A 23227-nucleotide genomic window follows, 5' to 3' on the forward strand; every position below is an offset into this window, starting at 1 on the left:
ACGGTTGTTATACTGTTATTATAGCATGTTTCTCGTTTTCATTATCATAAGAAACGAAAGAAGAGTAAGGAACTGAGATACTAAAGGCTTCTTCTAGGCTTATGCCTTTTAGTAGATGCAAATAAGTCTTGATAACTCCGCTGTGAGTAACTACTAAAATATTCTTTTTTTTAAGTGTTGGTAGATACTCAAAGAAGAACTTCTCGACTCTTGATATAAACTTTTCTATCTCCTCTCCACCTAGTGCATCTGTCCACTGTTTGAAGTTTACATAAGTTAGATTTGTAGTAGAAGTAATTTCTTCAAAACTCATGCCCTCGTAATCGCCCCATGATTTTTCTCTTAGCTCTTTAGTGTAGATGACCTTATCACTCTTTATAAACTGTTTTAGAGTCTCTTTAGTACGAATAAGGTCTGAGCAAAAGATAGCGTCAAAATCAGATGCCTTGAAGTGCTTTTTCAGCTCTTTGGCATCTACGTAACCTTTAGGAGATAAGCCGATATCTATCTGACCGTTATAGCATCCGATGTATTTTTCTTCTACTTCTGCGTGACGAACAAGAGTTATTTTCATGTGGCGATGCCAAGCAAGATAGCATTTAGTAAGATAAGCTCAGTTACTTCAATGCTAAAACCGTAGATATCTCCGCTAAAACCGCCGTAACGCTTTATGAAAAAAGTCTTTATAACAAACAAAACAAAAAGGCTTAGAGCAAATAGCCAAAGAGTTGAGAAGCAAAGAATACCTACATAAACAAGAGCCATAAAAACCTGAAAACCTTTTAGCTCCGCTTTTGCTAAAGTTCCCATGCCGTTTTGAGAGATGTATGGAAAAAAGTAAATGGCTAAAACAGCGTTAAAACGAGAAAGCAGAAGAACTATGGGTAGGAGATAAAAAGCATCTAACACTGCTAAAGATGAAGCTTTTAATATTAAAAAAGTAACTGTAAATATCATACCCATCCCACCAGTGTTTGGGTCTTTCATAACTTCTATGGCTCTTGTCTTTGAGACAAAAAGTCCGTCTATGGTGTCGCTAAAACCATCTAGATGCAAAGCTCCTGTTAAAATAACCCAAAGTGCAAAAATAATGATGCCAAGGTGTAAGTCTGGAATGTGTCCATCTAAAAGTGAGTGAGCACCCCACAAGATGAGACCAAGCAAGAGTCCAACTAGAGGGTAAAACAAGGCAGCGTAACCGTTGATGCCTTTGTTGAAATCGTGGATTTTAAAAAAAGGAATACTTGTCATCATTGAAACAGCGAGGGCAAAACCTTTAAAGAAATTTTTCATTTGATTCTCGTAGAGATGCCAGCGATGGTGTGGTAGACTTCATCACATCCGATTGCTATAAGCCCAGATAGTTTTCCGCTTGCATCTATGAAGTCACGTGCGAGTTTATTATCAGGGATAACTCCGCATCCAACATCATTTAGAACAAAGACTATTGTCTGCTCTAGTTCTAAAATTTGTTTAATTTCTTTTTGCATATCTTCAAAGTTAAGTCCATGGTAGAACATATTGTTTATCCACATACTAACACACTCAACTAACACAGGGTTTTTGTTAGTTTTGATGGCTTCATAAATCTTTAGCGGCTCTTCAAGAGTTACAAAGTCATCGCCTCTATTTTGTATGTGAGCATCTACGCGCTCTTTCATGCCTGCATCTACAAACTCGGTAGTTGCGAGATATGTAGGTTTAAAGAGAGAATTTTTTAGGATGTACTCCTGAGCGTTCATAGATTTACCACTTTTGATGCCACCGATAAATAGAGTTTTCATTTCTTTCCTACATTCCATATATTATTAGTTCAATAGCATCTAATAATTCTTTGTTTGTTGTAGAGTTTGCATTGGCGTAAGCAAGTGCTGCGCCTGCTCCAACGCCTTCTTTAGCCTCTCCATCATCGTATAGTTTTAGTACAGGAATCTCTGCATCTGCAAATGAAAAACTTGTATAAATAGCGTGAGGAGTGTAGCTTAGAAGTGAAAGCAAATGTTTGATGTCTGATTTGTTATCATTGGCTACCCATGAAGTAGTAGCAAGTGTTATGTTGTCACTTTTAACGCGCATTAAAACATCTTCTCTAAGAGCATCTGCTATAAGCAGACAAGAAGCCATCTGTGTTCCACCTGCTAAAACAACATGAAATCTTTTAGAAGCTTCTAGTAAAAAACCGGCACAAAAGATAAGCATGTTATCACTAACTAAAGAGAGTTTTTCAAAGTTGCTCATCTCATCATTTATAAGCAAAAGAGCCGCATCTATAGTCTTTTCTTTGATAGAATCAGGAGCCTCTAAAAAGCTAGATGAAAAATCATTTCTACAGTCGTATCCTAAAGCCAAAGCTGATGTAGCTGCTGTTGTTGTTCCGCTTGGAACACACTCAGCCAAGATAAGGTAGTTTCCCTTTAGCTCATAACTCTTTCCAGCAATCATTCCTTTTTCAAACACTGCTCTTGCATCTATGTTTGCACCAGATGCAACTGAGCCAGATGGCACAATGTTAAAGTTTTGCAGTAGAGTGTTTTGAGGAATGACATCTAAACCGAGGTTTAAAACTTCTATGGATGCGTAAGGGTTTAGGTTGTGAACTGCTCTTGTAATAATGGCAGGAGTCGGTATACCCTTTGTAGTTTCTGGAACTTCAGGCATAGAGAAAACTTTTTGAGTTGCCATAAACTCAGCATCTAGAGTAGGAGTAAGAGGAATCTTACCTGGGATTCCAGCTTGTGTGATTCCTTCTATCTCACATGTGCGAGTAACTGATGCAGCCAAAAGAAAGTCTGCTTTGCCTTCTGGAAGTCTATCTGTTTCATTTGTGAATATATTTAATGTTCGCATATTTTAATTTCCTGAATTATAGTTTTTATTCATCTCGTTTGAGAGTCTTTTGATAGTAAGGGCTACGCGGTGAGAAGGAATGTGCAGATAGTCCTCATCAACTATGGAAATATTCCCATTTCTTGAAGCGTTTGTTGGTAGGCTGTACCAGTTTTTTAGTGCTTTTTTAACATCTACATTTCCTTCTGTTGCATGTGAATGTAGGATGATAATCTGGTCTGGATTGAGTGCGATGATGTTTTCATAGTTTAAAACCGGTTGACTGGCTGAAGATGCACGGTACGCATTTGTGTTTTCGCTTAGTTCTATAATATCTTCAAAAAATATCTCATGCCCTGCGATGTAGGTAGATGAGCGTAAATCTTCACGAAGACCATAAACAATCATAACACTGTGTGGAGTTTGGTTTTTTGATGCATTTTGCACAGCATCTTCTATATCCTGTATAAGCTTACTTCCCTTTTTTGAGTCTATCTTTTTTGCTAGAACAGCTATGGATTTTTTTATACTTTTTATGGTTTTTAGATTTAACATCAAGGTTTTTATTTTAAAATATTTTAGTTTTTCTAAAGTGTTTTGGCTGAAATCTTGACCAATTACCAAAGTAGGGTAAAGTGCTAATATTCTTTCAATGTTTGGATTTCTGTAACCTCCGATGATGGGAAGTTCTAGTGCTTCTTTTGGATGCAGAGAATATGAAGAAGTCCCTACAAGGGACTCTCCTTTTTCAAGTGCAAAAACCAGCTCCGTTAGAGATGGGCTAAGAGATATGATTCTCTCATTTGCTTGAGAGTTTAGTGTAATAAAAAGAATTAATAAAAAAATTCTGATACTCATATAAACCCTTTAGTATTTTAATGTAAACCCTGCAATAGCTGTAGTTGTAAAATTTATAGGATAGATGTTGTCATCTTTAATCCATAGTCCGTTTGATTGGTTAAATATATTGTTTATTTTAGCAAAAACTTCCCAAGACTTTTTCGCATAGGTTATAGAGATATCCGTAGTCATATAAGGATCTTGTTTTTGAGAAAAGTTGTTGTTAAAGTCATTTGCTGCATAAGCTTCTGAACGGTAAATTTGAGTTAAAACTAAAGTTGTAGCCTCATTTGGAGTATATCCAAGAGTTGCTTTTACATTATGGTCTGAAACACCTGGAAGTTTGTTCCCAGAATAGTCATTAGAATTTTCCACCTCTTCATCAATAATAGCTTGAACATAGTTATAGTTAAGAACTACATTAAATTCATTTGAGATTAAAAATTTGTCACTTATATCAAGACCATATTTGTGTGATTTATCTATATTTGTGTTTCTAGAATTTGTATAAGAAGGGTCGGCATAGTAGTAAATCTCATCTTTTAAATCTATATAGTATATAGAAGCTTTAAACTTGTTAGCCTTAGTTATATGGTTATACCCAAGAGTATAGTTATGAGCTTGTGATGGTTTTACATAACCATTATAAGTACCTGTAGAAAGAGTAAAGAGTCTATCAAGAGCAGATGATTGATATGAGTGAGCGTAATTAAAAAAAACTGAGCTGTTTTTACTTAGCATTTTGTTTATACCAAGCTCAACACCATGAAGAGCTTCACTTTCATTGTCTCCGCTGTCATTATCAAATGCTGTTGTCTCATATCTGTATCCAGCTTTTAGAGTGATATCGTCTACACTAAACTGAGACATGAAAAATCCAGCTAGATTTTTCTTTGTTAAGTCAGCACCTGAAGTACTTAATTTACCATCAAAACCATCAACCCCTACTTTTATAGATAAAGCATCGCTAGCGTAATCAACAGATGCTGATAGTGATTTGTAATCATAGTTATATACATTAGAGTAAGTGATATAGTTTGATTTTTTTCTCTCTCTATTAAGAGTAGCGTTCATTGTTAAGTTATCATTTATGTAGTACTTCATCCCAGCACTTAAAACATCACTATCATACTCTTGCTCTACTGACCATGAACCTTTTTGTGATGGATCGCTATTATATTGTTCTTCAGTTAGACTACCACCATAGATGACATTGGTTCTTGCAAATGTTGCACCAAGGCTTAATTCTAATGCCTCTGTAGCTTGATAGGCTAAGTTAAAACTTCCTGTAGAGAATTTATTTTCGTTAGTATTTCCGTTTGAGTCTATATCTCTAGTTCCAGAGTCTTTTTGTGCCTCACCGCTTGCAGAGATATAGAGTTTTTCATCTTTATGCCCTAGGTAGAATGAAGAGTCTGCAACACCGTTAGTCCCTAAATAAAAGGAAACTACTTTATCGTTATTCTGTTTTGTTATGATGTTTATAACACCGGCATTTGCACCATCTCCACCAACAACGATACCGCTTGATTTTATGATTTCTATTTTTTCAATAGAAGAAGGAGGAATAGAAGAAAGCATAGCAGGAACCATATCTATATTGTTCATTCTACGACCATTAATAGTTATGACTATGTTTTCATAACCGTTGTTGCCGAAGCCTCTCATATCTAGTTTTTGATTAAATGGATTTCCATAACTTGGAGTTGCAATAACAGAAGTTTGAGAATTTAAAAACTCATAAAGATTTTGTACGTGAGCTTTTTCTATATCTTCTTGTGTGTATATCTCTACCGAATCTGTAGACTTTAACTCATCTGTTTTGATGGCAGTGGATGTGATAGTAAGTGGTTCTAAAACTACTTTTGTTGTGTCTTGTGCATGTAGAGAGCTTAAAAAAGCAACTAGGGTTAGTGATAGTTTTATATTTTTTTGCATGATTGACCTTAATCTTGTGTAAATAATTTTTTATATGTTTGAATAAGATTAGGCTGCAGGAGGTGATGCTATTTTTATAGTTAGAGGTTTTCCGCTTAGAGTTGAAGTAGATGCACACATTGCCACAATCTTTTGTTGTGATACATGGGCTTGTATTGCTGCTAGTGAGAAGTAATTCTTACCAAAACCTTTGGGTTGCATCTGTGTTATTATCTCTTAGTTAAAAATTTTTCCTAATTGTAGTCAAATACTTTTAACTTACAATAAAGACTATAATAATAAAATTAGATTGAAATAGGTACAATCTAAAAGGCACATAAAAAAACAATAGGCATATAATAATGAATAAAGAGCATCTCCAGAATTTAATTAAAAATACGAAAAAGTTAAATATCCTTTATGTTGAAGATGACAAAATAGCCAGAGATTCTACTCTAAGGTTTTTAGAAACTTTTTTTTTAAAGATAGATACTGCCTTTGATGGTGAGCATGCTTATGTAAAAAAATCTTTAAAAAAATACGACATAATCATTACAGATATCAATATGCCAAAGTTAAATGGTATAGAACTTATAAAAAAAATCCGTGAAAATGATGCTTCTACTCCTATTCTTATTCTTTCTGCCTATGATGATCGAGACTATTTTATAGAGAGTATTAAATTTGGTGTTGATGGATATATTTTAAAACCTTTAGAGTTAGAACAGTTTTATCTAATTATCTCAAAAATTGTAAAGAGGATAGAGCTTGACAAAGCTCTTTTGGAATATCAGCATAATTTGGAAAAAAAAGTAGAAGAGCAGATAAGAGACCTTAGACATAAATACTATCATGAATTTTACACAGACCTACCAAATTCTCAAAAACTTCAAGAAGATTTGTTGGAAAAAGGTTTTAATTACTTACTTCTTTTAGATATATCTCACTTCTCTACCATCAACAAAGAGTATGGAAGAGTTTTTGCAAATAATGTTTTAGTAAGAACTGCTCGTATATTAGAACATCATATACATAAAAAAGCTAGACTTTATAAGATTGAATCAGATAGATTTGTTATAGTGTTAAAAGATGCTTCTATTGAAAGTATTCATGATTACTGTAAGCAGATAGTAGCATTCTTTGATAATAAAAATGTAAAAGTTGATGAAGCTGAACTGAATATAACGTTTAATATCGGTGTTGCAAAAGTTCAAGATGACACTACAGAAACTCTTATCAACAGCGAATATGCTCTAGATAAATCTAAAAGTCTTGGAAGCAGACAATACGAGATATTTGATGAAAATATAAGCTGTTTTAAAGATGAAAAAGAGGCAATAAGATGGCTGGAGACGACAAGAACATTAATCTTAGAAGATAAAATAGAAGCATATTTTCAACCTATACAAGACACACAGACAGGTGAAATATTTAAGTATGAGGTACTAGCTCGCGGTATTATTGATGATAGAGTTATAGCTCCTATATTTTTTATACCTCCTGCAGAGAAGCTTGGACTCATCACATCGATTACTAAAATAATTATAAACAAAAGTTTCGAATTCTTCCAAGATAAGACACATCAGTTCTCTATAAATATTACAGAAAGAGATCTTCTAGAAGGTTATATGGTAGGTTTTTTAAACGAGAGAATGGCAATGTATAATATAATTCCTTCTAGGGTTACCTTCGAGATACTTGAAAATATTACTCTTATAGAAAACAACGAAAAAATTATTAAACAGCTGAATATACTTAGAGAAATGGGATTTAAGATATCAATAGATGATTTTGGAACCGAAAACTCTAACTTTAGTAGACTTTTAGAAATTAATTTGGATTTTATAAAAATAGACGGTCTTTTTATAAAAAATTTAAAAAAAGATTCTAGAAATAAGACTATTACGAAAGCTATTGTAAACCTCTCTAAGACTTTAGGTGTTAAGACTATCGCTGAGTTCGTAGAAGACGAAGAAATCTATAATATTATTAAAGAATGTGGCATTGATTATGCACAAGGATACTACATAGGTAAGCCAGAAGCTGTTTTAATTAGCTAAAGAAAACTTCTTTGGATCTAAGGTAATTTTAAATCTGGCACCTTCTTGTGTATTAAAACATTCAAGAGAGCCTAAACAGTGATTTTCAATAATTGTTTTGCTCATATACAGACCAAGACCTGTTCCACTTTTTTTATCTTTTGTTGAGAAGTAAGGGTCAAAAACCTTTTCCATTATCTCGCCATCTATTCCTCTTGCATTATCTAAAACTTCAAAGACAGCATCTGTTCCATGTTTGTATGTTTTTATTTCTATTAGTCCATGGCTGATTCCACTTTCTATAATTGCGTCTTCAGCATTTTTAATTAGATTTAAAACAACCTGCTTAAATTCATTTTCATAGACGCAAAACTCATCTTTGAAGTCATTTTGAATACTTAAAAGAATATCATCATTCTGGAGAGATATTTTTACTATTTGAATGGCGTCATCTATGATATTTTCAAATGTAGTCTTTGTGACAAGCTTGGAGTCTTTAAAAAAGTTTCTAAAATCATTTATCGTCAGACTAAGATGCTGAGAATATGCTTGGATATCTTTTATACCCGCGGCGAATGCAAGCTGATCACAATCATCAATAATCATCTTTAGCTCCAAAGCAGATGCAGTTGAAGAAATAGCAGCTAATGGTTGTTTCCATTGATGAGCAATCATGCTAAGCATCTCACCCATTTGAGCCATTTTACTCTGGTTTAACATATGCTTCTCTTTTTCCTGAGTTTGCGTAATAGCTAAAGAGATTTTTTCTTTTAGGGACTTATTTAGGCTTTCAAGCTCTTTTTTATTGGTAATGTCATGACTAATAGAGTTATATTCTATAATCTTACCATCAGCATTAAAAACAGGAGAGATAATAGCCTCTAGCCAGTAGTAACCACCATCTTTAGTAGAGTTTTTGATCTCTCCTTTCCAAACTTTATTACTATTTATAACATCCCATATTTCTTTGTAGAATTCTTTTGACATATCCTTATGTCTTATGATGTTATGTCTTTTTCCTATAAGTTCATCTTTTGAGTAACCCGATAGTTTACAAAAAAGATCACTAGCATATATAATATTTCCTTCACAATCAAGAGTAGAAGCGATAACATTTTTGTCAAAGTCTTTGAGCATGTTTTTAAGCTTATCTTGAAGTTTATCATTTGCATGTATTAACTCTTTCTCTCTTTTTATGGAAAGATAGCCTATGTATAATAATAAGAATAGAACAATTATAGAGATAATAGATTTTTTTTCTGTAATATAAGGAATATAAAAGAAAAGAATCAAAAAGACCGTAGCAACCGTAAAAATGATGGGTATAATAATTATGCTAGAGTGTATAGTTTTTAGTATAGAGTTTATATTTTTTGTCATTGCCTAACCTTAGGGGGGGGGTATTATATAGATGCAGTACTTAAAATTGTTTTATATCTGCTAGAATATATTTATGAAACTCTCTCACTTAAAACAAATAAAAAATTATTTAGAAAATTTTCAAAAAATATCAGCAATTTACAGAGTAAATGATACAATAATTAAAGTAGCTTTTGACAAAGATGATGAAGTCTACTTCGAGATGCAACGATCAAACTCTAAGATTTTTAAATGTAAATCATACGCGCGCTCAAAAGTTTATAATGCACCCTTTGATGTACTTCTCTCAAAACGATTTAACCGTGCAAATATTTTAAGTGTTGAACTTATTAACGAAGATAAGATTTTAAGATTTAAAACTTCTGTTAGTTCGGCTTACAAAGAAGAAATAACACTACTGCAGTTTGAGTTCACTGGAAAGTATACAAATGTCATCATTTTAGATGAGAATGAAATTGTACTAGAAGCTCTCCGACATGTTGATATTTTCTCTTCTTTTCGTGAAGTCAGAGTCGGACAAAAACTTTTAAATGTACCAACTGCTCCATTTATAGCAAAAGAATATCCACTTGAAGATGTAGAGAAGTTCTTACACGATGAGTATGCTAAAGATATTGAGGCAAAGCTAGAATCTCTAAAAAAGCAAAAACTCTCTTTGCTTGGTAAAAAACTAAAAAAACTTCAAAAATTATACAACTCACTTGAAGATGAGAAAAAACTCGAAGCTGAGGTAGAAATGTGTCAGCATCATGGAAATTTGGTTTTAGCAAATATTCATAATATTAAGCCATATCAAAAGAGTATAGAACTAAGAGACTATGATGGAATACCTGTAAAGATAGAATTTCATAAAGATTTTTCTACTCCTGCACAAATGGCAAATTCTCTTTTTATGCGAAGTAAAAAAGCTAAACAAAAAGTCTTGCACCTGCATATAGAAAAAGAATCGATAAGTTCTAAAATAGAGCATATTAAACTATTTATGTCTGCTGTACAAGAGGCAAAAGATATAGCAAAAATACAACTTCTTTTTCCAAAAAAGATTCAAGCAAAGAAGATAAAAACAAATGATTCTATAGAGACTTTTTGGATAGAAGGCTATAAAGTTCAGCTTGGAAAAAATGAAAAAGGCAATATAGAAGTGCTTAAAAATGCAAGAGCAAAAGATATCTGGGTACATATGAAAGATAGACCATCAGCCCATGTCATCATCACAACCGACAAGCAAAATATACCTATGAATATCATCGAAGGGGCAGGAAGATTGTGTGTTGATTTTACAATAGCTCAAAAAGATAAGTTTTTGGTCGATTATACTCCTAGACGAGAGGTGACTCTTCAAAATGGTGCGAATGTGCTTTACAACAAGTACAAAACTATCGAAATTGACACGAGGTAGGGATTTGAAGGGACTTGTTCCTTTATGAAATAAAATTAAGGAGGGTGTTATGGCAATTGGAGCGATAGGAAGCGCAATTTTTGTAAATCAGATGACAGCTAATGTATCTTCTGTTCAAAATGCTCATAATAACCGTGTAGATTTTCAAAATATGGTAGCTCAGGCAGCTGCAAATGAAAAAGAAGAAAAAGTTCTTGAAGTACGTCCAGCTGAAGAGAATCATGAAGTTGATCCTGACCGTGAACATCAAAAAAATGAGGCGGATCAAGAGACTGCTAGAAGTGAACACGAAGAGCACGAGAGCGAAGAAGAGAAAAAAGCAAGCGAGTTTCCCATATACAAACTAGATATTAAAGTCTGATTTGGTATAATCCCTTCAAAGGAAACTCATGGGATTTTTAAAAGCACTTACCTCAAGTAAAGAGAGAACAATTACTGGTCTTTCGCTGATAGCAGTCGTTTTAATTATTGGTTTTATTGATAATTTTTTTCTAATGTGGCTAGTTCTTGGTGCTGTCTATCTTGTAGCATTTAAAGAAGCCATAAAGCTTTTTGAGATAAAAAATGATTCATTAACTATTTATGCACTTGGAATCTGGCTTACTGCCGGTGTATACCCTTACGGTGATGACCTTTTTGTTTTAGCAGGTGTTGCTTATGCAAGTGCTGTGGCCTTTAACAAAGAACTTACATGGAACAACTTTTTTCCTTTTATTTACCCAACAGCAGGAATGCTGTTTATATTTACAATGTACCAAGAATACGGCGTGTTATCTCTCTTATGGCTTTTGGTTATCGTAGCGATGACTGATGTTGGAGCTTACGCGGTAGGAAAGAGTATTGGTAAAACACCTTTTTGTGAAACTAGTCCAAACAAAACCATGGAAGGTGTTGTCGGAGGTATAGTTGTTGCAACTTTCTCGGGTATGTTTGTCGGTCTTAGTATAGTTGACTTAGGTGTTTCGTTTATTATCTCTTTTATGGTTGCAACCAGTTCTATCTTTGGGGATTTGTTTGAGAGTTCTCTCAAACGAGCTGCCGGTGTAAAAGACAGTGGGGATATACTTCCAGGTCACGGTGGTGCTCTTGATAGAATAGATGGTTACCTGTTTGGTGCTATTGTTATGCTTGTACTTTTGAGAGGACTTGTCTAGAGTGGTTCTACTAGGCTCTACAGGTTCTATAGGTGTAAATACACTCGAAGTAGCTAAAAACTTAAATATAGATGTTGAAGTTTTAGTCTGCGGAAATAATATAGAACTGTTAAATAAACAGATTTTAGAGCATTCTCCTAAAGTTGTAGTCATTGCAGATGCTAATGACATACACAAAGTAAATCACTCTAATGTATTCTCAGGCTCAGATGCTATTTTACAAGTTATAAGAAACTCAGATTCTGAGCTTGTAGTCAATGCACTTGTAGGTTTCTTAGGTCTTCGTCCAACTCTCATATCTTTGGAATCTGGCAAAAAAGTAGCTCTTGCAAACAAAGAGTCTCTTGTTTCATGTGGTGGTTTTATTGATGTTAGTAAAATTCAGCCAATTGATAGTGAGCATTTTGGTCTTTGGTATCTGATGCAAGATAGACCTGTAGAAAAGATGATAATTACCGCATCTGGTGGAGCATTTCGTGACTGGGATATAGCTAAACTCCAAAACGCAACACTCGCTGATACTCAAAAACATCCAAACTGGTCGATGGGGCAGAAGATTACAATAGACAGTGCGACTATGGTAAATAAGATGTTTGAACTGCTCGAAGCTAGATGGCTTTTTGGTGAGGGCAAATATGATGCTATCATAGAAACCAAGTCACTTATACATGCCCTGATAGATTTTAAAGATGGTTCAACTACTGCACACTTTGCTCATGCATCTATGCAGCTTCCAATTGCTTATGCACTTGATGAGAAGATGAGTGAGAATATCTTAGAACATGTTGATTTGCTTAAAGTAGGCTCATTAGAGTTTCGTGAAATAACAACTGATAGATACCCTATATGGCATATTAGAGAAGAGCTTTTAAAGAATCCTGCTCGCGGTGTTGTCGTAAATGCAGCAAATGAAGTGGCGATAGAAAAATTTATAAACAAAGAGATAGGCTTTATGGATATAAGTAAGATTATTATCGAAGCTTTTGATACTTTTACTCAGATGCCTACTAATATAGATGATGTTTTTGATCTTGATGCAGAGATACGTGATAGACTAGGAAGAAAAGTATAATGACTGATCAGATAGAAAAGGCTACTAGTGGTGGGGACCTGTTAACTTGGGGCATAATGTTTGGTCTGCTTGTAGTAGCTGCTGTTGGCTTGGCTATTTGGGATAAAAACTCTCGAGAGGAACAAGGTAGATGATTCTTAGTATAGAAAGCTCATGTGATGATAGTGCAATAGCTATCACAGATATAAAAACAAAAAAACTTCTTTTTCATAAAAAGATATCTCAAGAATTGGAACACTCTGTTTATGGTGGAGTTGTCCCAGAACTCGCTGCTCGTCTTCATGCAGAGGCTCTCCCAAAGATATTAGCAGAATGTAAGCCATACTTTAAAGAGTTAAAAGCAGTAGCAGTAACATCTACCCCAGGTTTGGCTGTTACGCTTGTAGAAGGCGTTACTATGGCAAAAGCTGTTGCTGTAGGACTTGGTATTCCTCTAATAGGGGTAAATCACTTAGTTGGACATATCTACTCTCTTTTTATAGATAAGCCTACTAAGTTTCCTCTAACTGTTCTTTTAGTCTCAGGCGGACATACACAGGTGATGGAAGTGAAATCTTTAGAGCAGATAAAAACAGTAGCTAAAAGTATGGACGATAGTTTTGGTGAGAGTTTTGACAAAGTTGCTAAGATGATGGGACTTGGTTATCCTGGTGGACCGCTTATAGAGGAGTTAGCAAAAGATGGTGATAGAAAAAAGTATAACTTTACTATTCCTTTATCCCAATCTCCTTTAATTGCTTTTTCATACTCAGGACTTAAAAATGCAGTTAGGCTTGCTGTAGAAAAAAGTAGTGAAGAAGATTATAAAGATATAGCTGCTTCGTTTGAGCATATAGCAACTGCTCATATTGTTCAAAAACTAAAGAAGTACTTTAAAAATGTACGTCCTAAAACTTTTGCTATAGTGGGAGGAGCCAGTGCCAACCTTTATCTACGTTCTCAAATAGAAGAACTTTTGAAATCTCACGGTGCAGAGTTGCTTCTAAGTGAACTAAAATACTGCTCAGACAATGCAGCAATGATAGGCAGAGTAGCAGTAGAGATGTATGATAAGAAAATGTTTAGCTCTTTAGATGAGTTAAATATATCTCCTCGCAGCTCCATATAATCTTAATTGAAACTTAGCTAAAAAGACCACCAATCTAAATAAGAGTATTTTTATCCGATTTAACTTATAATTCTCCTGTCCAATTAACAAATCACTTATAAATTATAAAAGTGATTCGCTTTTTATTCATTTAAGTATGAGATAATCAGCAAGTAAAAAATAAAATTTAAAACAAAACAAAAGGAGCCAAAATGGCAACAGTAACATTCAAAAATGACATCGTGTGTAATTTAGCAGGTAACGAAATCAACGTAGGTGATACAGCACCAGTAACAACAGTAGTAAACTGTGATCCAATGCTTCAAGATGAGCAAATTGGTGGAACTGGTAAAGTTCAACTAGTAGTAGCAGTACCATCTTTAGATACAGGTGTTTGTGACGCTGAAACAAGAAGATTTAACGCAGAAGCAGCATCTTTAGAGGGTGTTGAAGTTATTACTGTTTCTATGGATTTACCATTTGCATCAGCTAGATGGTGTGGTGCAGCTGGAATTGAAAACTTAAAAGTATGTTCAGATTTCAGAAACAAAGATTTCGCTAATGCTTATGGTGTACTTTTAGCTGATGGTCCTTTAGCTGGTATCACTGCAAGAGTTATTTTTGTAATTGGTAAAGATGGAAAAGTTTCTTATAAGCAAGTTGTTCCAGAAATTACAACTGAGCCTAACTATGAAGAAGCAATCGCTGCTGCAAAAGCTGCACTTTAATTAACACTCCTGAAACCTTAGATAATTTTCGAAAGCTACTTTTCTTCCCCTTGAGTAGCTCTTGGCGCCTTTGGTGCCAAAACGAAATGAGCCGATAACTCATTTTATTCTTCCTCCTTTTTTAGGGCTTCGGCCCTTGTTTATATTATTTTAAGCTTACTACGAAAACATTCTGATATAATTATAAAAACTAAAATATTGGAGATTTTAATGAAAAAGATTTTGACAGCTTTGACGTCTGTAGCATTTTTAGCTTTAACAGCTAGTGCAGATATAGCAAGAGTTGAGATGGGTGTTGGCGCTTGGGCTCAGACTCCGAGTGGTGAGTTGAGTTACATAAACGCTGGTGCTACAGCTACTGATAAATCAGATGAGACTGAAGAAGTGCAAGCATATGTATGGGCTCTTATAAAACATCCTATACCTGTTGTTCCAAACTTAAGACTAGAATATGTAAGCCTGAAAAATACAGGTGTTGCGAATGGTACATTTAAAGAGTTTACAGTAACTGCAGGTAAAACATCATTAGAAATGACGCAGATTGATGTAATTCCTTACTATAATATACTTGATAACACATTTTGGTCAACGGTAGATATAGGTATTGACTTTAAAGTTGCAGAAATGACTTATGATGTTAAAAATGGAACTGATACAGCAACAGGGACTTATCATGACTCTGAGTCAGTTGTTATTCCACTTGCTTATGTAAGAGGAAGAGTTGAAATACCAGTTACAAATATTGGTCTTGAAGCAGATGTTAAATATATTGCATATAACACAAGTTATATGTATGATGTTCGTGCAAAAATTGACTATACTTTTGATATCTTTCCTGTAGTACAACCAGCTATTGAAGTTGGATATAGAGTACAAAAGATAAAAATAGATGATGATAGTATTGGAAAATCAGATATTAATTTAGAATTTGCAGGTTTTTATGCAGGTTTTATGCTTCGTTTCTAAAAACAGTCTATAAATTAAGAGGCTATTTAGCCTCTTAATCATATTAACGATTTCTTCCTTGTCCACTACCCATACCTTGTCCACCTCTATTACTTGCTTGATGAGTTTGAAACTCTTGAGAATCAATATTGCCATCTTTATTTGTATCTATATCGCTAAATTTAGGAGCATTATCAGCATTACGCATCATCCTACCAGTTTTAGCTTGTTCTTCCATTCGTTTTTGCTGAGTATTTTCAAACTCTTTTTGAGTTACTTTACCATTACCATCACTATCAAAGTCTGAATATGATGGCATCATATTCCCTTGCCCTGCAGCCAGAGCACCAGTAACTATTAGTGTTACAATTAACAAAGTTTTCATCTATAACTCCTTTTATTTATTGCCTATACTAAATTATACGACTATTGTATTAACGTAATCTTAACATCTAATTATGGTTTCAGAAATCACCCATATACCTTTTATCTAAAATTATTATTTCACATTCAAGAAAGATGCCAAACTCCTTGAAAACATTTTTTTGAGCTTCTTTTATGAGAGCGATAGCATCTTCAAAGATTCCACCGCCACAGTTGACTAGGAAATTTGCATGTTTACTACTAAACTCCATACCACCTACGCGTTTTGCTTTTAATCCAACAGACTCTATAAGCCTTCCGGCATAGTCGCCTTGAGGGTTTTTAAAACAACTTCCAGCACTTGGTGTGCTTGGTTGGTTTGAGCGCATCTTTTTGAAAAGTTCTACTTTCTCTTCATCAAAACCATATTCCAGAGTAAACGTAGCATCTAAAATAGGATCTTTAATATCTGTAAATCTATACCCGAAGTCTATGTCATTTTTGTTTAAAACACCTTTTGTTGTGGAGATACTAATGAGTTTATTAAAAATTTCATACTCTTTAAGTCCAGCGTTCATATATACTAAGCCACCAAGAGTCCCTGGTAGATGCGAGACAAACTCAAAGTTTGCTATATTGTGCTTTTTACAAAATGAGGCTATTTTTCCTGATGGAGTTGCGGCTCCAATTTTAAGAGTATTGTCTTGTATTTTTATATAATCATATTTTTTTGAAAGCTTCATCAGTTTTGGAGGCTGTGTTCCCATAAGAATATTGTTACAAGAACCTATAAGATAGTAATCAGGAGTAAAATCGCTCGGATCTTCTAAAAGAGATACTTCGAGAGTATCTCCAATATGTATAGAGGAGAATTTTGAAAAGTCTATTTTTTTTGTTTTCATCACTCTATAAATTCTGGCATCATATTGAAGATGTTTGTTGCAAAATCTGTCATAGAGTTTAGCATCCAAGGCATAGTAAGAATGATAACTATAACAACACCGAGAATTTTAGGAATAAAAGAGAGTGTCATCTCATTAATCTGTGTAGTTGCCTGAAAAATACTAACTGCCAAACCTACAAACATACCTGTCAGAAGACCGGGCAGTGCTAATAAAAGAGCGATTTTAAATGTTTCAACTCCGAGGGCTATTAGTTTGGCTTCCATAAGATTAAGAGTTCCTAATCTCTTTGTACTCAGTAGGAATCATAAAATCTTCTACTTTGATTAAAGAATCATAAAAGCCATGTTTAAACCCGAGTTCAAATAGTTTATTTATAGCTTTATATTGAATGTCACTAAGGGTGATTGACTCATCATTTGCATAAAGTTCTAAGTATTTATCTAGTGTAGGAGCATCTATACGCACCAAATCTCTCTCTATAAGCATTTTAGATAGTCTGTCTTTATGGTCACGTGCCACTTGCACCGCTTTTGTTAGAGTTGCTTCATAGTCTATAGCTTTGTTTAGCGGAAGTGAACGGCGAATAGCCATACCGCCAAGAGGAAGAGGAAGCCCGTCTCCTGCTAACTCTTGCCAGATATCCCACATCTCTCTTTCAACTTCAAGTTTTTCATCATAAGTTAAGATGCTCTCATGAATCAAAACACCGGCATCTACAACGCCCTCAAGAACAGCTTGTTCAATCTCGAGAAAATTCATATAAGTGACTCTTGCATCTGGATAGGCAATGCGAAAAAGCATCGCATTTGTAGTGTGCTTTCCGCTAAGTGCAACTTTGAAGTTTCTCTTTAGCTTTGCACCTTTTTTCTTAATGAGCTTAGGCCCGTAACCTTCGCCAAAACTAACAGCAGTTCTTAAAGGTGCGTACTCTTCTTTTATATGTGGATAGAGTGCAAAACTAATAGCAACGATGTCATAAACACCATTTAGTGCATCTTCGTTTAGCGTTTGGATATCTTTAGCAATATTATCAAACAATGTATTTTTCATATCTACCCAACCAAATTTGATGGCATAATACATAAAGATATCATCAGCATCTGGGGAGTGTGCAATTAAAGTTCTTTTCATAAACTAGATTTTAACCAAATAAGGATAAAATCCCACTAATTTATATAGAAATTCTGTATAAAAGAAATTCAACAAATAATATGACAATTTGCAATGTTTTTAGATTAAAATATAAAATTGCCATACAATAAGTCTAAATTTAATATAAGTGAGCCCAAGATGGACGCAAATAAACAAAAATCATTAGACTTAGCAATGAAACAAATCGATAAAGCATTTGGTAAAGGTGCTTTAATGAGACTCGGAGATAAGGATATTGAGCCTATTCAGTCAATAAGTACTGGTTCTATTGGGCTTGACTTAGCACTTGGAATAGGTGGTGTTCCTCAAGGCAGAGTTGTTGAGATTTATGGACCTGAGAGTTCTGGTAAAACAACTTTAGCACTTCAGATAACTGCAGAGTGTCAAAAGCAGGGCGGGGTATGTGCCTTTATAGATGCTGAGCATGCTCTTGATGTTGTTTATGCTAAAAACCTAGGGGTAGATGTTGAAAACCTACTTGTTTCTCAACCGGATTATGGTGAGCAAGCCTTAGATATAGTTGAGACTATTGCAAGGAGTGGCGCGATTGATTTGATTGTTATTGACTCTGTTGCAGCATTGACACCAAAGTCTGAGATTGAAGGTGAAATGTCTGATCAAAATGTTGGTGTGCAAGCTCGTCTTATGTCAAAGGCGCTTCGTAAGCTAACGGGTGTTATCTCTAAAATGAACTGTACTGTTATCTTTATCAACCAGATTCGTATGAAAATTGGCATGATGGGATATGGTTCTCCAGAGACAACAACAGGTGGAAATGCACTAAAGTTTTATGCATCTGTTCGTATAGATGTAAGACGTATAGCTTCTCTTAAACAAGGGGAAAGCCAAATTGGTAACCGTGTTAAAGCTAAAGTTATTAAAAACAAGGTAGCACCACCATTCCGTCAGGCTGAATTTGATATAATGTTCGGAGAAGGAATCTCAAAAGAGGGTGAGCTTGTTGATTATGGTGTTAAATTGGACATTATAGACAAGAGTGGAGCTTGGTTCTCTTATGAGGAGACTAAACTTGGTCAAGGGCGTGAGAACGTTAAAGCCAAGTTCAAAGATGAGCCTGAATTGGCCAAAGAGATAGAAGAAAAAATAAAAGTAGCTATGGGCGTAAGTAATGTTATGATTATGGATACTTCAGATATAGAAGACACAGACACATAATACAAGGGAAAGTTAATGTTTATAGACAGCGTAAGTGCAATTGAAGTAATGGATTCTCGCGGAAACCCAACGGTTAAAGCGACAGTAGAGTTAAGTGATGGAACAGTTGAGAGTGCAATCGTACCTTCAGGTGCTAGTACTGGTAAACGTGAGGCTTTAGAGCTTCGTGACGGTGGTAATCGTTATATGGGTAAGGGTGTTTTGCAAGCTGTTGAAAATGTAAACTCTCAAATCTCAGATGCACTAATCGGTCAATCCCCTTTTAACCAAGCTGTAATCGATGCTACAATGAAAGAGATAGATGGAACTGAAAACTATGGTAACTTGGGTGCGAATGCTGTTCTTGGTGTTTCTATGGCTGTTGCTCGTGCTGCTGCTAAGAGTTTAGGCATGCCTCTTTATCGTTACCTTGGCGGAGCTAATGCTATGGTTATTCCAACTCCTATGCTAAACATTATCAATGGCGGTTCACACGCCGATAACTCAGTCGACTTTCAAGAGTATATGATTGTTCCGGTTGGATTTGAAGATTTTGCTGAGGGACTAAGAGCTTCTGCTGAAGTTTACCACAACTTAAAAGCTATTTTAAAAGCTAAAAAACACAACACTGCACTTGGTGATGAGGGCGGTTTTGCACCAGACCTTAGCTCAAATGAAGAGCCTATCCAAATTATTATGGAAGCTATTGAGAAAGCTGGATACAAAGCTGGTGAGCAAATAGGTATTGCTTTAGATGTAGCTGCTTCTGAAATTATTACTGATGGTGGATATAGATTAGAGTCTGAAAATCGTACTGTAACTTCTGCAGAGTTAGTAGATTACTATGTTGATTTATGTGCTAAATATCCTATTGTTTCTATCGAAGATGGTCTTAATGAAGACGATTGGGATGGTTTCAAACTGATGACTGAGAAACTCGGGAATAAGATTCAGATTGTTGGTGATGACCTTTTTGTTACAAATGCTAACATTTTAGCAAGAGGCATAAGCGAAGGAGTTGCAAACTCAATTTTAATAAAACCAAACCAAATCGGTTCAGTTTCTGAGACTATGCTTACCGTTCGTCTTGCTCAAAGAAATGGCTATACTTGTGTTATGAGTCACCGCTCAGGCGAGAGTGAAGATGCTTTCATCGCAGACTTTGCTGTGGCACTTAACTGTGGTCAAATTAAAACTGGTTCAACTGCTCGTGGTGAGAGAACTGCTAAATACAACCGTCTTTTAGAGATAGAAAATGAAGTGGTATATGGTGAGTATTTAGGTTCTACACTTTTTAACTAAGATATTCTTATGAATGAAGAAGAACTCTATGAAGATATAGACAATTCCCAAAGTATCACTCAAAGATACCTGGGACTCTCTTTGACAAAGTTCTTAAGTCTGTTATTAATCGTATTGGCACTTGGAATTTATATCGGTGTTCTTCTTTATGGAACTAACTCTTTGGAAGTTCTTTTTGGGCTTGAAGATTATGAAAATTATTTACAGAGTGAAGTTCATAGACTCAAAGGTGAAAATGCAGAGCTGCAAAGAGAGTACTTTGAGCTAAAAGAGATTTCTGCACCAGTTAGTCCCAAATCAAAATAAACTTGATATAATACATACTAAATTAATTCAGGGGTAATTTTGATTAGAGTTTTATTTATATCATTTTTTTTATTAATCACTTTAGAGGCTCGTGAAAATCCATTTTTTCCTTCAAAAGGTGAAAAAGATATACCTTACACATCAAATCAGGTAAAATTAGCAGAGCCACTAAATCGCTCATCTATAACTTTACCATCATCTGCAAGAATAATTAAAAAGGTAACTATCGAGTATGAAAATTTAGATGCTTCGATTGAAAAAAAGAGTATAGAACTTGACAATTCCATAGATTGGCATCTACCCATTTTTATATCTCAAAGCTACTCTCAAGCTGAAAAGAAAACCAACTCTCCTACAAAAAAGAAAAAGATAAAATACAAAAAGATAGCATCTGTGAAATATGCAACATTTTTCGCTTTAAATAAAACTCTTAAAATTGTAACAAATGACAAAATAATCAGAAACTTTTTACTTGTAAAACCACATAGAATAGTAATTGATTTTAAAAAAGATACAAGTTTAAAGAGTTATATAAAAGAGAATAAAGATGGTATTTTTTGTAAGGTTAGAGTTGGAAATCACTCTGGTTATTACAGAGCTGTTGTTGAACTTGATGGTCAGTATAAGTATAATATGAAAAAAGTATCTGATGGATACATATTTAATTTAAGATAGGATAATACAAGTGATAAAGTATATAACAGTGTGTATCTTTACAATACTCTTTTTTAATGGATGTTCTGCAAAAAAAATCAATGAAGGTGTTGATAGCGTAACTAGCGATATCTCAAAGGTTTTTGAAGAGGGAAGAGATAAGTCCAAAGACTAGAAGTAGTAAGATAGAACTGCTTGATAAGTCTCTTCATCTTTTCTCTTATCCAGCTTGTATCTTTCTTTATAGTCATATTTAAATTTTAGTTGAATGTTTTGGGAGAGTCTAAAACTTTGTGTTAGCTTAATTAAATTCTGCGCGTCTCCAGTGTCATAGACTCTAGCAGTGGCTTCAATGTTTGTACTCATATATTTAAATTTGTCAAAAACTAAACCAACACTTCCTCCAACTCCTGAAACAAGCTTGTCTCCATAGTAAAAAAGTGGATCGATCATTATATATGTAAAGGCTAATTCATTTCCCCAGCTATAGCCGGCTCCTAAAGTAGCTATAAAATTACTCTTATCATCTATATAGTTTTTGTCCCAGCCAAATTTTGTTCTCCAAGAAAAACTGTCGAAAAATTCACTTCTTTGAGCAAGAGATACTATTGAGATAATAGTTGCATTTTCAACTTCTATTTTTTTGTCACTATAGGAAAGTAAAATATCCATAAACTCTATCTCTGTACCTCTTAAAAACCCATAGTTACTGTCCTCTAAACTATGATATGCCGGTCTGATACCAAGAAAGTTAATGGCTTCACTCTCTCTTGAACCAAAACCAGCGGCTGCTCTCACAGCTCTATGACTATTGATTGGATTTGTAGGAGTGGAAATATTTAGTTTTTTACCTTTTCCAAGGGCAGCTCTCGCTTTTGTTATATTGTGAAACTGTTCAAGATAGAGTTGTTTGTCCATATCATTTTTGCTAAATGAATATTCTAAAAATTCTATAGATGATTCTAGAATATACATTTTTTGTTGAGTTGATATAGAGTTGTCTTGAATAATATCTTCTATACTTATCTCTGAGTTAACAAGTTTTTTTGGAATAGAGAGATTTTTCGCTTTTAAAAGAGACTCATATTTAAGTAATATTGTTCTTTTTGAAGCTCTGTAATACTTTTCTTTAATTAGATTTTCACTTAAAGAAGCATGAATGGTCTCTAGAGGAGTAACCTGATAGGTAAAATATTCTCTTAAATGTACTGATGGTCTTGCTATCTCCATAAACCATAACATATTATATGAACAGTTCTCAGTAAAGAAGTAGTAGTTGGAGTGAGTTCCGTTAAGTTCCCACATATGCTTTACCATTTTTAAGACTTCTTCTTCATTTAAGTTTAGATCATATTCCCATATATCTCTTTGTTCGGTATCGCGATACTCTTTTAGTTTTTCGTAATAAGGCAGAAGTGAATATTTACCATAATATCCTCCAAAGAGACCTTTTATAGCAAAAACAACACCATTCTCTGTGTCAGGATTTGCATTTGCAGCATAGTTAATAGCATAAGAAAGAAGTTTAGATTTATAAGCAGAATTGATGCGTAAAAAAGTATGTCCAAACATAGAAGCAGGTGAGTTGATATGTGCTGATGGAAAGACCAGTGTAGCTGATTTTGGATTTAACCTATCTAAAATTTTGTCATACTCCGTACAGGTAACTTGCGGGAAGTCTTTAATATTTAATTGATCTTTTAGCCATGATTTTCTTGCTGGAAATCTACAAGCAGTGGAATTATCATCAAACCTTTTCTCGTTTAATAGAGCTTCTAGCGTAGCGTGTAATTCATCTTTAGCATTAGTTTTTCCATTCTTTGATAAGAAAAATCTACTATCATCTACTTCACTAACTTCATTATCCATGTGAAGCAGTAGATGCCAGTATCTTTGGTTAGAAAGGTTTAAGTCATTAGCTCTATTTTGGTAAAACTGGGCAGAAGCCTGAGTTAAAGTAATGCAAAAAATGAGTGTAAAAAGTATTTTTTTTAAAATGAAGG

The 23227-nt window shown here is 34.4% G+C and carries 27 protein-coding genes; 14 read left to right on the forward strand and 13 right to left on the reverse strand.

The window, feature by feature from the left end:
* Positions 1–7: 7 nt before the first annotated feature.
* Genes ACLHDE_RS00570 through ACLHDE_RS00600 form a run of 7 tightly spaced genes read right to left on the reverse strand, consistent with a single transcriptional unit; the run spans position 8 to position 5805 of the window.
* The gene (locus ACLHDE_RS00570; protein ID WP_415397216.1) at positions 8–574 is read right to left on the reverse strand and encodes a histidine phosphatase family protein; all 567 of its coding nucleotides are present in this window, start codon (positions 572–574) and stop codon (positions 8–10) included.
* The gene (locus tag ACLHDE_RS00575; RefSeq protein WP_415397217.1) at positions 571–1293 is read right to left on the reverse strand and encodes an adenosylcobinamide-GDP ribazoletransferase; all 723 of its coding nucleotides are present in this window, start codon (positions 1291–1293) and stop codon (positions 571–573) included. The genes ACLHDE_RS00570 and ACLHDE_RS00575 overlap by 4 nt, the downstream gene beginning before the upstream one ends.
* Entirely contained in the window at positions 1290–1784 is a 495-nt protein-coding gene (locus ACLHDE_RS00580; protein WP_415397218.1) for a bifunctional adenosylcobinamide kinase/adenosylcobinamide-phosphate guanylyltransferase, read from the reverse strand. The genes ACLHDE_RS00575 and ACLHDE_RS00580 overlap by 4 nt, the downstream gene beginning before the upstream one ends.
* Before the next feature lie 7 nt (positions 1785–1791).
* The gene (locus ACLHDE_RS00585) at positions 1792–2847 is read right to left on the reverse strand and encodes a nicotinate-nucleotide--dimethylbenzimidazole phosphoribosyltransferase (protein WP_415397219.1); all 1056 of its coding nucleotides are present in this window, start codon (positions 2845–2847) and stop codon (positions 1792–1794) included.
* A 3-nt stretch (positions 2848–2850) separates the two neighbouring features.
* A complete protein-coding gene (locus tag ACLHDE_RS00590; protein WP_415397220.1) occupies positions 2851–3684 on the reverse strand; it encodes a helical backbone metal receptor in 834 nt (277 codons plus the stop codon).
* 9 nt (positions 3685–3693) lie between these two features.
* Positions 3694–5604: a TonB-dependent receptor plug domain-containing protein gene (locus tag ACLHDE_RS00595; protein WP_415397221.1), complete on the reverse strand. Its 1911-nt coding sequence runs from the start codon at positions 5602–5604 to the stop codon at positions 3694–3696.
* Positions 5605–5652: 48 nt separating this feature from the next.
* Positions 5653–5805, reverse strand: coding sequence for a hypothetical protein (locus tag ACLHDE_RS00600; protein ID WP_415397222.1), 153 nt, complete (start codon positions 5803–5805; stop codon positions 5653–5655).
* A 140-nt stretch (positions 5806–5945) separates the two neighbouring features.
* Here ACLHDE_RS00600 and ACLHDE_RS00605 point away from each other — a divergent pair, with 140 nt between their 5' ends.
* Positions 5946–7643 (forward strand): EAL domain-containing protein, encoded by a 1698-nt coding sequence (locus ACLHDE_RS00605; RefSeq protein WP_415397223.1) that lies wholly within the window; start codon positions 5946–5948, stop codon positions 7641–7643.
* Here the strand turns inward: ACLHDE_RS00605 and ACLHDE_RS00610 are convergent.
* Positions 7632–9002: a PAS domain S-box protein gene (locus tag ACLHDE_RS00610; protein WP_415397224.1), complete on the reverse strand. Its 1371-nt coding sequence runs from the start codon at positions 9000–9002 to the stop codon at positions 7632–7634. The two genes, ACLHDE_RS00605 and ACLHDE_RS00610, sit on opposite strands and share 12 nt — an antisense overlap.
* Before the next feature lie 73 nt (positions 9003–9075).
* Between ACLHDE_RS00610 and ACLHDE_RS00615 the strand changes: the two genes are divergently transcribed.
* The 8 genes from ACLHDE_RS00615 to ACLHDE_RS00650 all read left to right on the forward strand — a co-directional run bounded on the left by ACLHDE_RS00615 (position 9076) and on the right by ACLHDE_RS00650 (position 15408).
* Positions 9076–10401, forward strand: coding sequence for an NFACT RNA binding domain-containing protein (locus ACLHDE_RS00615; protein WP_415397225.1), 1326 nt, complete (start codon positions 9076–9078; stop codon positions 10399–10401).
* A 49-nt stretch (positions 10402–10450) separates the two neighbouring features.
* On the forward strand, positions 10451–10762 hold the full coding sequence (locus ACLHDE_RS00620) for a hypothetical protein (protein ID WP_415397226.1): 312 nt from the start codon (positions 10451–10453) through the stop codon (positions 10760–10762).
* 28 nt (positions 10763–10790) lie between these two features.
* Positions 10791–11555: a phosphatidate cytidylyltransferase gene (locus ACLHDE_RS00625; RefSeq protein WP_415397227.1), complete on the forward strand. Its 765-nt coding sequence runs from the start codon at positions 10791–10793 to the stop codon at positions 11553–11555.
* Between the two features lies 1 nt (position 11556).
* The gene (gene dxr, locus ACLHDE_RS00630; protein WP_415397228.1) at positions 11557–12627 is read left to right on the forward strand and encodes a 1-deoxy-D-xylulose-5-phosphate reductoisomerase; all 1071 of its coding nucleotides are present in this window, start codon (positions 11557–11559) and stop codon (positions 12625–12627) included.
* On the forward strand, positions 12627–12761 hold the full coding sequence (locus ACLHDE_RS00635) for a hypothetical protein (protein ID WP_415397229.1): 135 nt from the start codon (positions 12627–12629) through the stop codon (positions 12759–12761). The genes dxr and ACLHDE_RS00635 overlap by 1 nt, the downstream gene beginning before the upstream one ends.
* The gene (gene tsaD, locus ACLHDE_RS00640; protein ID WP_415397230.1) at positions 12758–13735 is read left to right on the forward strand and encodes a tRNA (adenosine(37)-N6)-threonylcarbamoyltransferase complex transferase subunit TsaD; all 978 of its coding nucleotides are present in this window, start codon (positions 12758–12760) and stop codon (positions 13733–13735) included. Before ACLHDE_RS00635 ends, tsaD begins: the two co-directional genes overlap by 4 nt.
* 191 nt (positions 13736–13926) lie before the next feature.
* Positions 13927–14442 (forward strand): thiol peroxidase, encoded by a 516-nt coding sequence (gene tpx, locus ACLHDE_RS00645; RefSeq protein ID WP_415397231.1) that lies wholly within the window; start codon positions 13927–13929, stop codon positions 14440–14442.
* Positions 14443–14652: 210 nt separating this feature from the next.
* Positions 14653–15408, forward strand: a complete 756-nt coding sequence (locus ACLHDE_RS00650) for a TIGR04219 family outer membrane beta-barrel protein (protein ID WP_415397232.1) — start codon at positions 14653–14655, stop codon at positions 15406–15408.
* Between the two features lie 43 nt (positions 15409–15451).
* Here the strand turns inward: ACLHDE_RS00650 and ACLHDE_RS00655 are convergent, their stop codons facing one another.
* The 4 genes from ACLHDE_RS00655 to ACLHDE_RS00670 form a co-directional block, all read right to left on the reverse strand.
* Positions 15452–15772, reverse strand: a complete 321-nt coding sequence (locus ACLHDE_RS00655) for a hypothetical protein (RefSeq protein WP_415397233.1) — start codon at positions 15770–15772, stop codon at positions 15452–15454.
* Positions 15773–15851: 79 nt separating this feature from the next.
* Positions 15852–16652: a UDP-N-acetylmuramate dehydrogenase gene (locus ACLHDE_RS00660; RefSeq protein WP_415397234.1), complete on the reverse strand. Its 801-nt coding sequence runs from the start codon at positions 16650–16652 to the stop codon at positions 15852–15854.
* The gene (fliQ, locus tag ACLHDE_RS00665; protein ID WP_415397235.1) at positions 16652–16918 is read right to left on the reverse strand and encodes a flagellar biosynthesis protein FliQ; all 267 of its coding nucleotides are present in this window, start codon (positions 16916–16918) and stop codon (positions 16652–16654) included. Before fliQ ends, ACLHDE_RS00660 begins: the two co-directional genes overlap by 1 nt.
* 4 nt (positions 16919–16922) lie before the next feature.
* A complete protein-coding gene (locus ACLHDE_RS00670; protein ID WP_415397236.1) occupies positions 16923–17786 on the reverse strand; it encodes a menaquinone biosynthesis family protein in 864 nt (287 codons plus the stop codon).
* Between the two features lie 159 nt (positions 17787–17945).
* Here ACLHDE_RS00670 and recA point away from each other — a divergent pair, with 159 nt between their 5' ends.
* Genes recA through ACLHDE_RS00695 form a run of 5 tightly spaced genes read left to right on the forward strand, consistent with a single transcriptional unit; the run spans position 17946 to position 21399 of the window.
* Complete coding sequence (gene recA / locus ACLHDE_RS00675) at positions 17946–18983, forward strand: recombinase RecA (protein WP_415397237.1); 1038 nt, start codon at positions 17946–17948, stop codon at positions 18981–18983.
* Positions 18984–18998: 15 nt separating this feature from the next.
* A complete protein-coding gene (eno, locus tag ACLHDE_RS00680; protein WP_415397238.1) occupies positions 18999–20264 on the forward strand; it encodes a phosphopyruvate hydratase in 1266 nt (421 codons plus the stop codon).
* A gap of 9 nt (positions 20265–20273) precedes the next feature.
* Positions 20274–20570 (forward strand): hypothetical protein, encoded by a 297-nt coding sequence (locus ACLHDE_RS00685; protein WP_415397239.1) that lies wholly within the window; start codon positions 20274–20276, stop codon positions 20568–20570.
* A 39-nt stretch (positions 20571–20609) separates the two neighbouring features.
* Positions 20610–21245 (forward strand): AMIN domain-containing protein, encoded by a 636-nt coding sequence (locus ACLHDE_RS00690; protein WP_415397240.1) that lies wholly within the window; start codon positions 20610–20612, stop codon positions 21243–21245.
* A 10-nt stretch (positions 21246–21255) separates the two neighbouring features.
* On the forward strand, positions 21256–21399 hold the full coding sequence (locus ACLHDE_RS00695; RefSeq protein WP_415397241.1) for a hypothetical protein: 144 nt from the start codon (positions 21256–21258) through the stop codon (positions 21397–21399).
* Here the strand turns inward: ACLHDE_RS00695 and ACLHDE_RS00700 are convergent.
* Positions 21396–23093: a DUF4105 domain-containing protein gene (locus tag ACLHDE_RS00700; RefSeq protein WP_415397242.1), complete on the reverse strand. Its 1698-nt coding sequence runs from the start codon at positions 23091–23093 to the stop codon at positions 21396–21398. The genes ACLHDE_RS00695 and ACLHDE_RS00700 overlap by 4 nt on opposite strands.
* Positions 23094–23227 lie beyond the last annotated feature (134 nt).

Origin of the sequence: Sulfurimonas iocasae, assembly GCF_047716755.1 — a bacterium.
Lineage (GTDB): Bacteria > Campylobacterota > Campylobacteria > Campylobacterales > Sulfurimonadaceae > Sulfurimonas.

What these genes read in the sequence shown, in the direction of transcription:
- ACLHDE_RS00570 (WP_415397216.1), bottom strand. Translation starts at nt 574, where the DNA reads ATGAAAATAACTCTTGTTCGTCACGCAGAAGTAGAAGAAAAATACATC.
- ACLHDE_RS00575 (WP_415397217.1), bottom strand. Translation starts at nt 1,293, where the DNA reads ATGAAAAATTTCTTTAAAGGTTTTGCCCTCGCTGTTTCAATGATGACA.
- ACLHDE_RS00580 (WP_415397218.1), bottom strand. Translation starts at nt 1,784, where the DNA reads ATGAAAACTCTATTTATCGGTGGCATCAAAAGTGGTAAATCTATGAAC.
- ACLHDE_RS00585 (WP_415397219.1), bottom strand. Translation starts at nt 2,847, where the DNA reads ATGCGAACATTAAATATATTCACAAATGAAACAGATAGACTTCCAGAA.
- ACLHDE_RS00590 (WP_415397220.1), bottom strand. Translation starts at nt 3,684, where the DNA reads ATGAGTATCAGAATTTTTTTATTAATTCTTTTTATTACACTAAACTCT.
- ACLHDE_RS00595 (WP_415397221.1), bottom strand. Translation starts at nt 5,604, where the DNA reads ATGCAAAAAAATATAAAACTATCACTAACCCTAGTTGCTTTTTTAAGC.
- ACLHDE_RS00600 (WP_415397222.1), bottom strand. Translation starts at nt 5,805, where the DNA reads ATGCAACCCAAAGGTTTTGGTAAGAATTACTTCTCACTAGCAGCAATA.
- ACLHDE_RS00605 (WP_415397223.1), top strand. Translation starts at nt 5,946, where the DNA reads ATGAATAAAGAGCATCTCCAGAATTTAATTAAAAATACGAAAAAGTTA.
- ACLHDE_RS00610 (WP_415397224.1), bottom strand. Translation starts at nt 9,002, where the DNA reads ATGACAAAAAATATAAACTCTATACTAAAAACTATACACTCTAGCATA.
- ACLHDE_RS00615 (WP_415397225.1), top strand. Translation starts at nt 9,076, where the DNA reads ATGAAACTCTCTCACTTAAAACAAATAAAAAATTATTTAGAAAATTTT.
- ACLHDE_RS00620 (WP_415397226.1), top strand. Translation starts at nt 10,451, where the DNA reads ATGGCAATTGGAGCGATAGGAAGCGCAATTTTTGTAAATCAGATGACA.
- ACLHDE_RS00625 (WP_415397227.1), top strand. Translation starts at nt 10,791, where the DNA reads ATGGGATTTTTAAAAGCACTTACCTCAAGTAAAGAGAGAACAATTACT.
- ACLHDE_RS00635 (WP_415397229.1), top strand. Translation starts at nt 12,627, where the DNA reads ATGACTGATCAGATAGAAAAGGCTACTAGTGGTGGGGACCTGTTAACT.
- tsaD (WP_415397230.1), top strand. Translation starts at nt 12,758, where the DNA reads ATGATTCTTAGTATAGAAAGCTCATGTGATGATAGTGCAATAGCTATC.
- tpx (WP_415397231.1), top strand. Translation starts at nt 13,927, where the DNA reads ATGGCAACAGTAACATTCAAAAATGACATCGTGTGTAATTTAGCAGGT.
- ACLHDE_RS00650 (WP_415397232.1), top strand. Translation starts at nt 14,653, where the DNA reads ATGAAAAAGATTTTGACAGCTTTGACGTCTGTAGCATTTTTAGCTTTA.
- ACLHDE_RS00655 (WP_415397233.1), bottom strand. Translation starts at nt 15,772, where the DNA reads ATGAAAACTTTGTTAATTGTAACACTAATAGTTACTGGTGCTCTGGCT.
- ACLHDE_RS00660 (WP_415397234.1), bottom strand. Translation starts at nt 16,652, where the DNA reads ATGAAAACAAAAAAAATAGACTTTTCAAAATTCTCCTCTATACATATT.
- fliQ (WP_415397235.1), bottom strand. Translation starts at nt 16,918, where the DNA reads ATGGAAGCCAAACTAATAGCCCTCGGAGTTGAAACATTTAAAATCGCT.
- ACLHDE_RS00670 (WP_415397236.1), bottom strand. Translation starts at nt 17,786, where the DNA reads ATGAAAAGAACTTTAATTGCACACTCCCCAGATGCTGATGATATCTTT.
- recA (WP_415397237.1), top strand. Translation starts at nt 17,946, where the DNA reads ATGGACGCAAATAAACAAAAATCATTAGACTTAGCAATGAAACAAATC.
- eno (WP_415397238.1), top strand. Translation starts at nt 18,999, where the DNA reads ATGTTTATAGACAGCGTAAGTGCAATTGAAGTAATGGATTCTCGCGGA.
- ACLHDE_RS00685 (WP_415397239.1), top strand. Translation starts at nt 20,274, where the DNA reads ATGAATGAAGAAGAACTCTATGAAGATATAGACAATTCCCAAAGTATC.
- ACLHDE_RS00700 (WP_415397242.1), bottom strand. Translation starts at nt 23,093, where the DNA reads ATGGATAATGAAGTTAGTGAAGTAGATGATAGTAGATTTTTCTTATCA.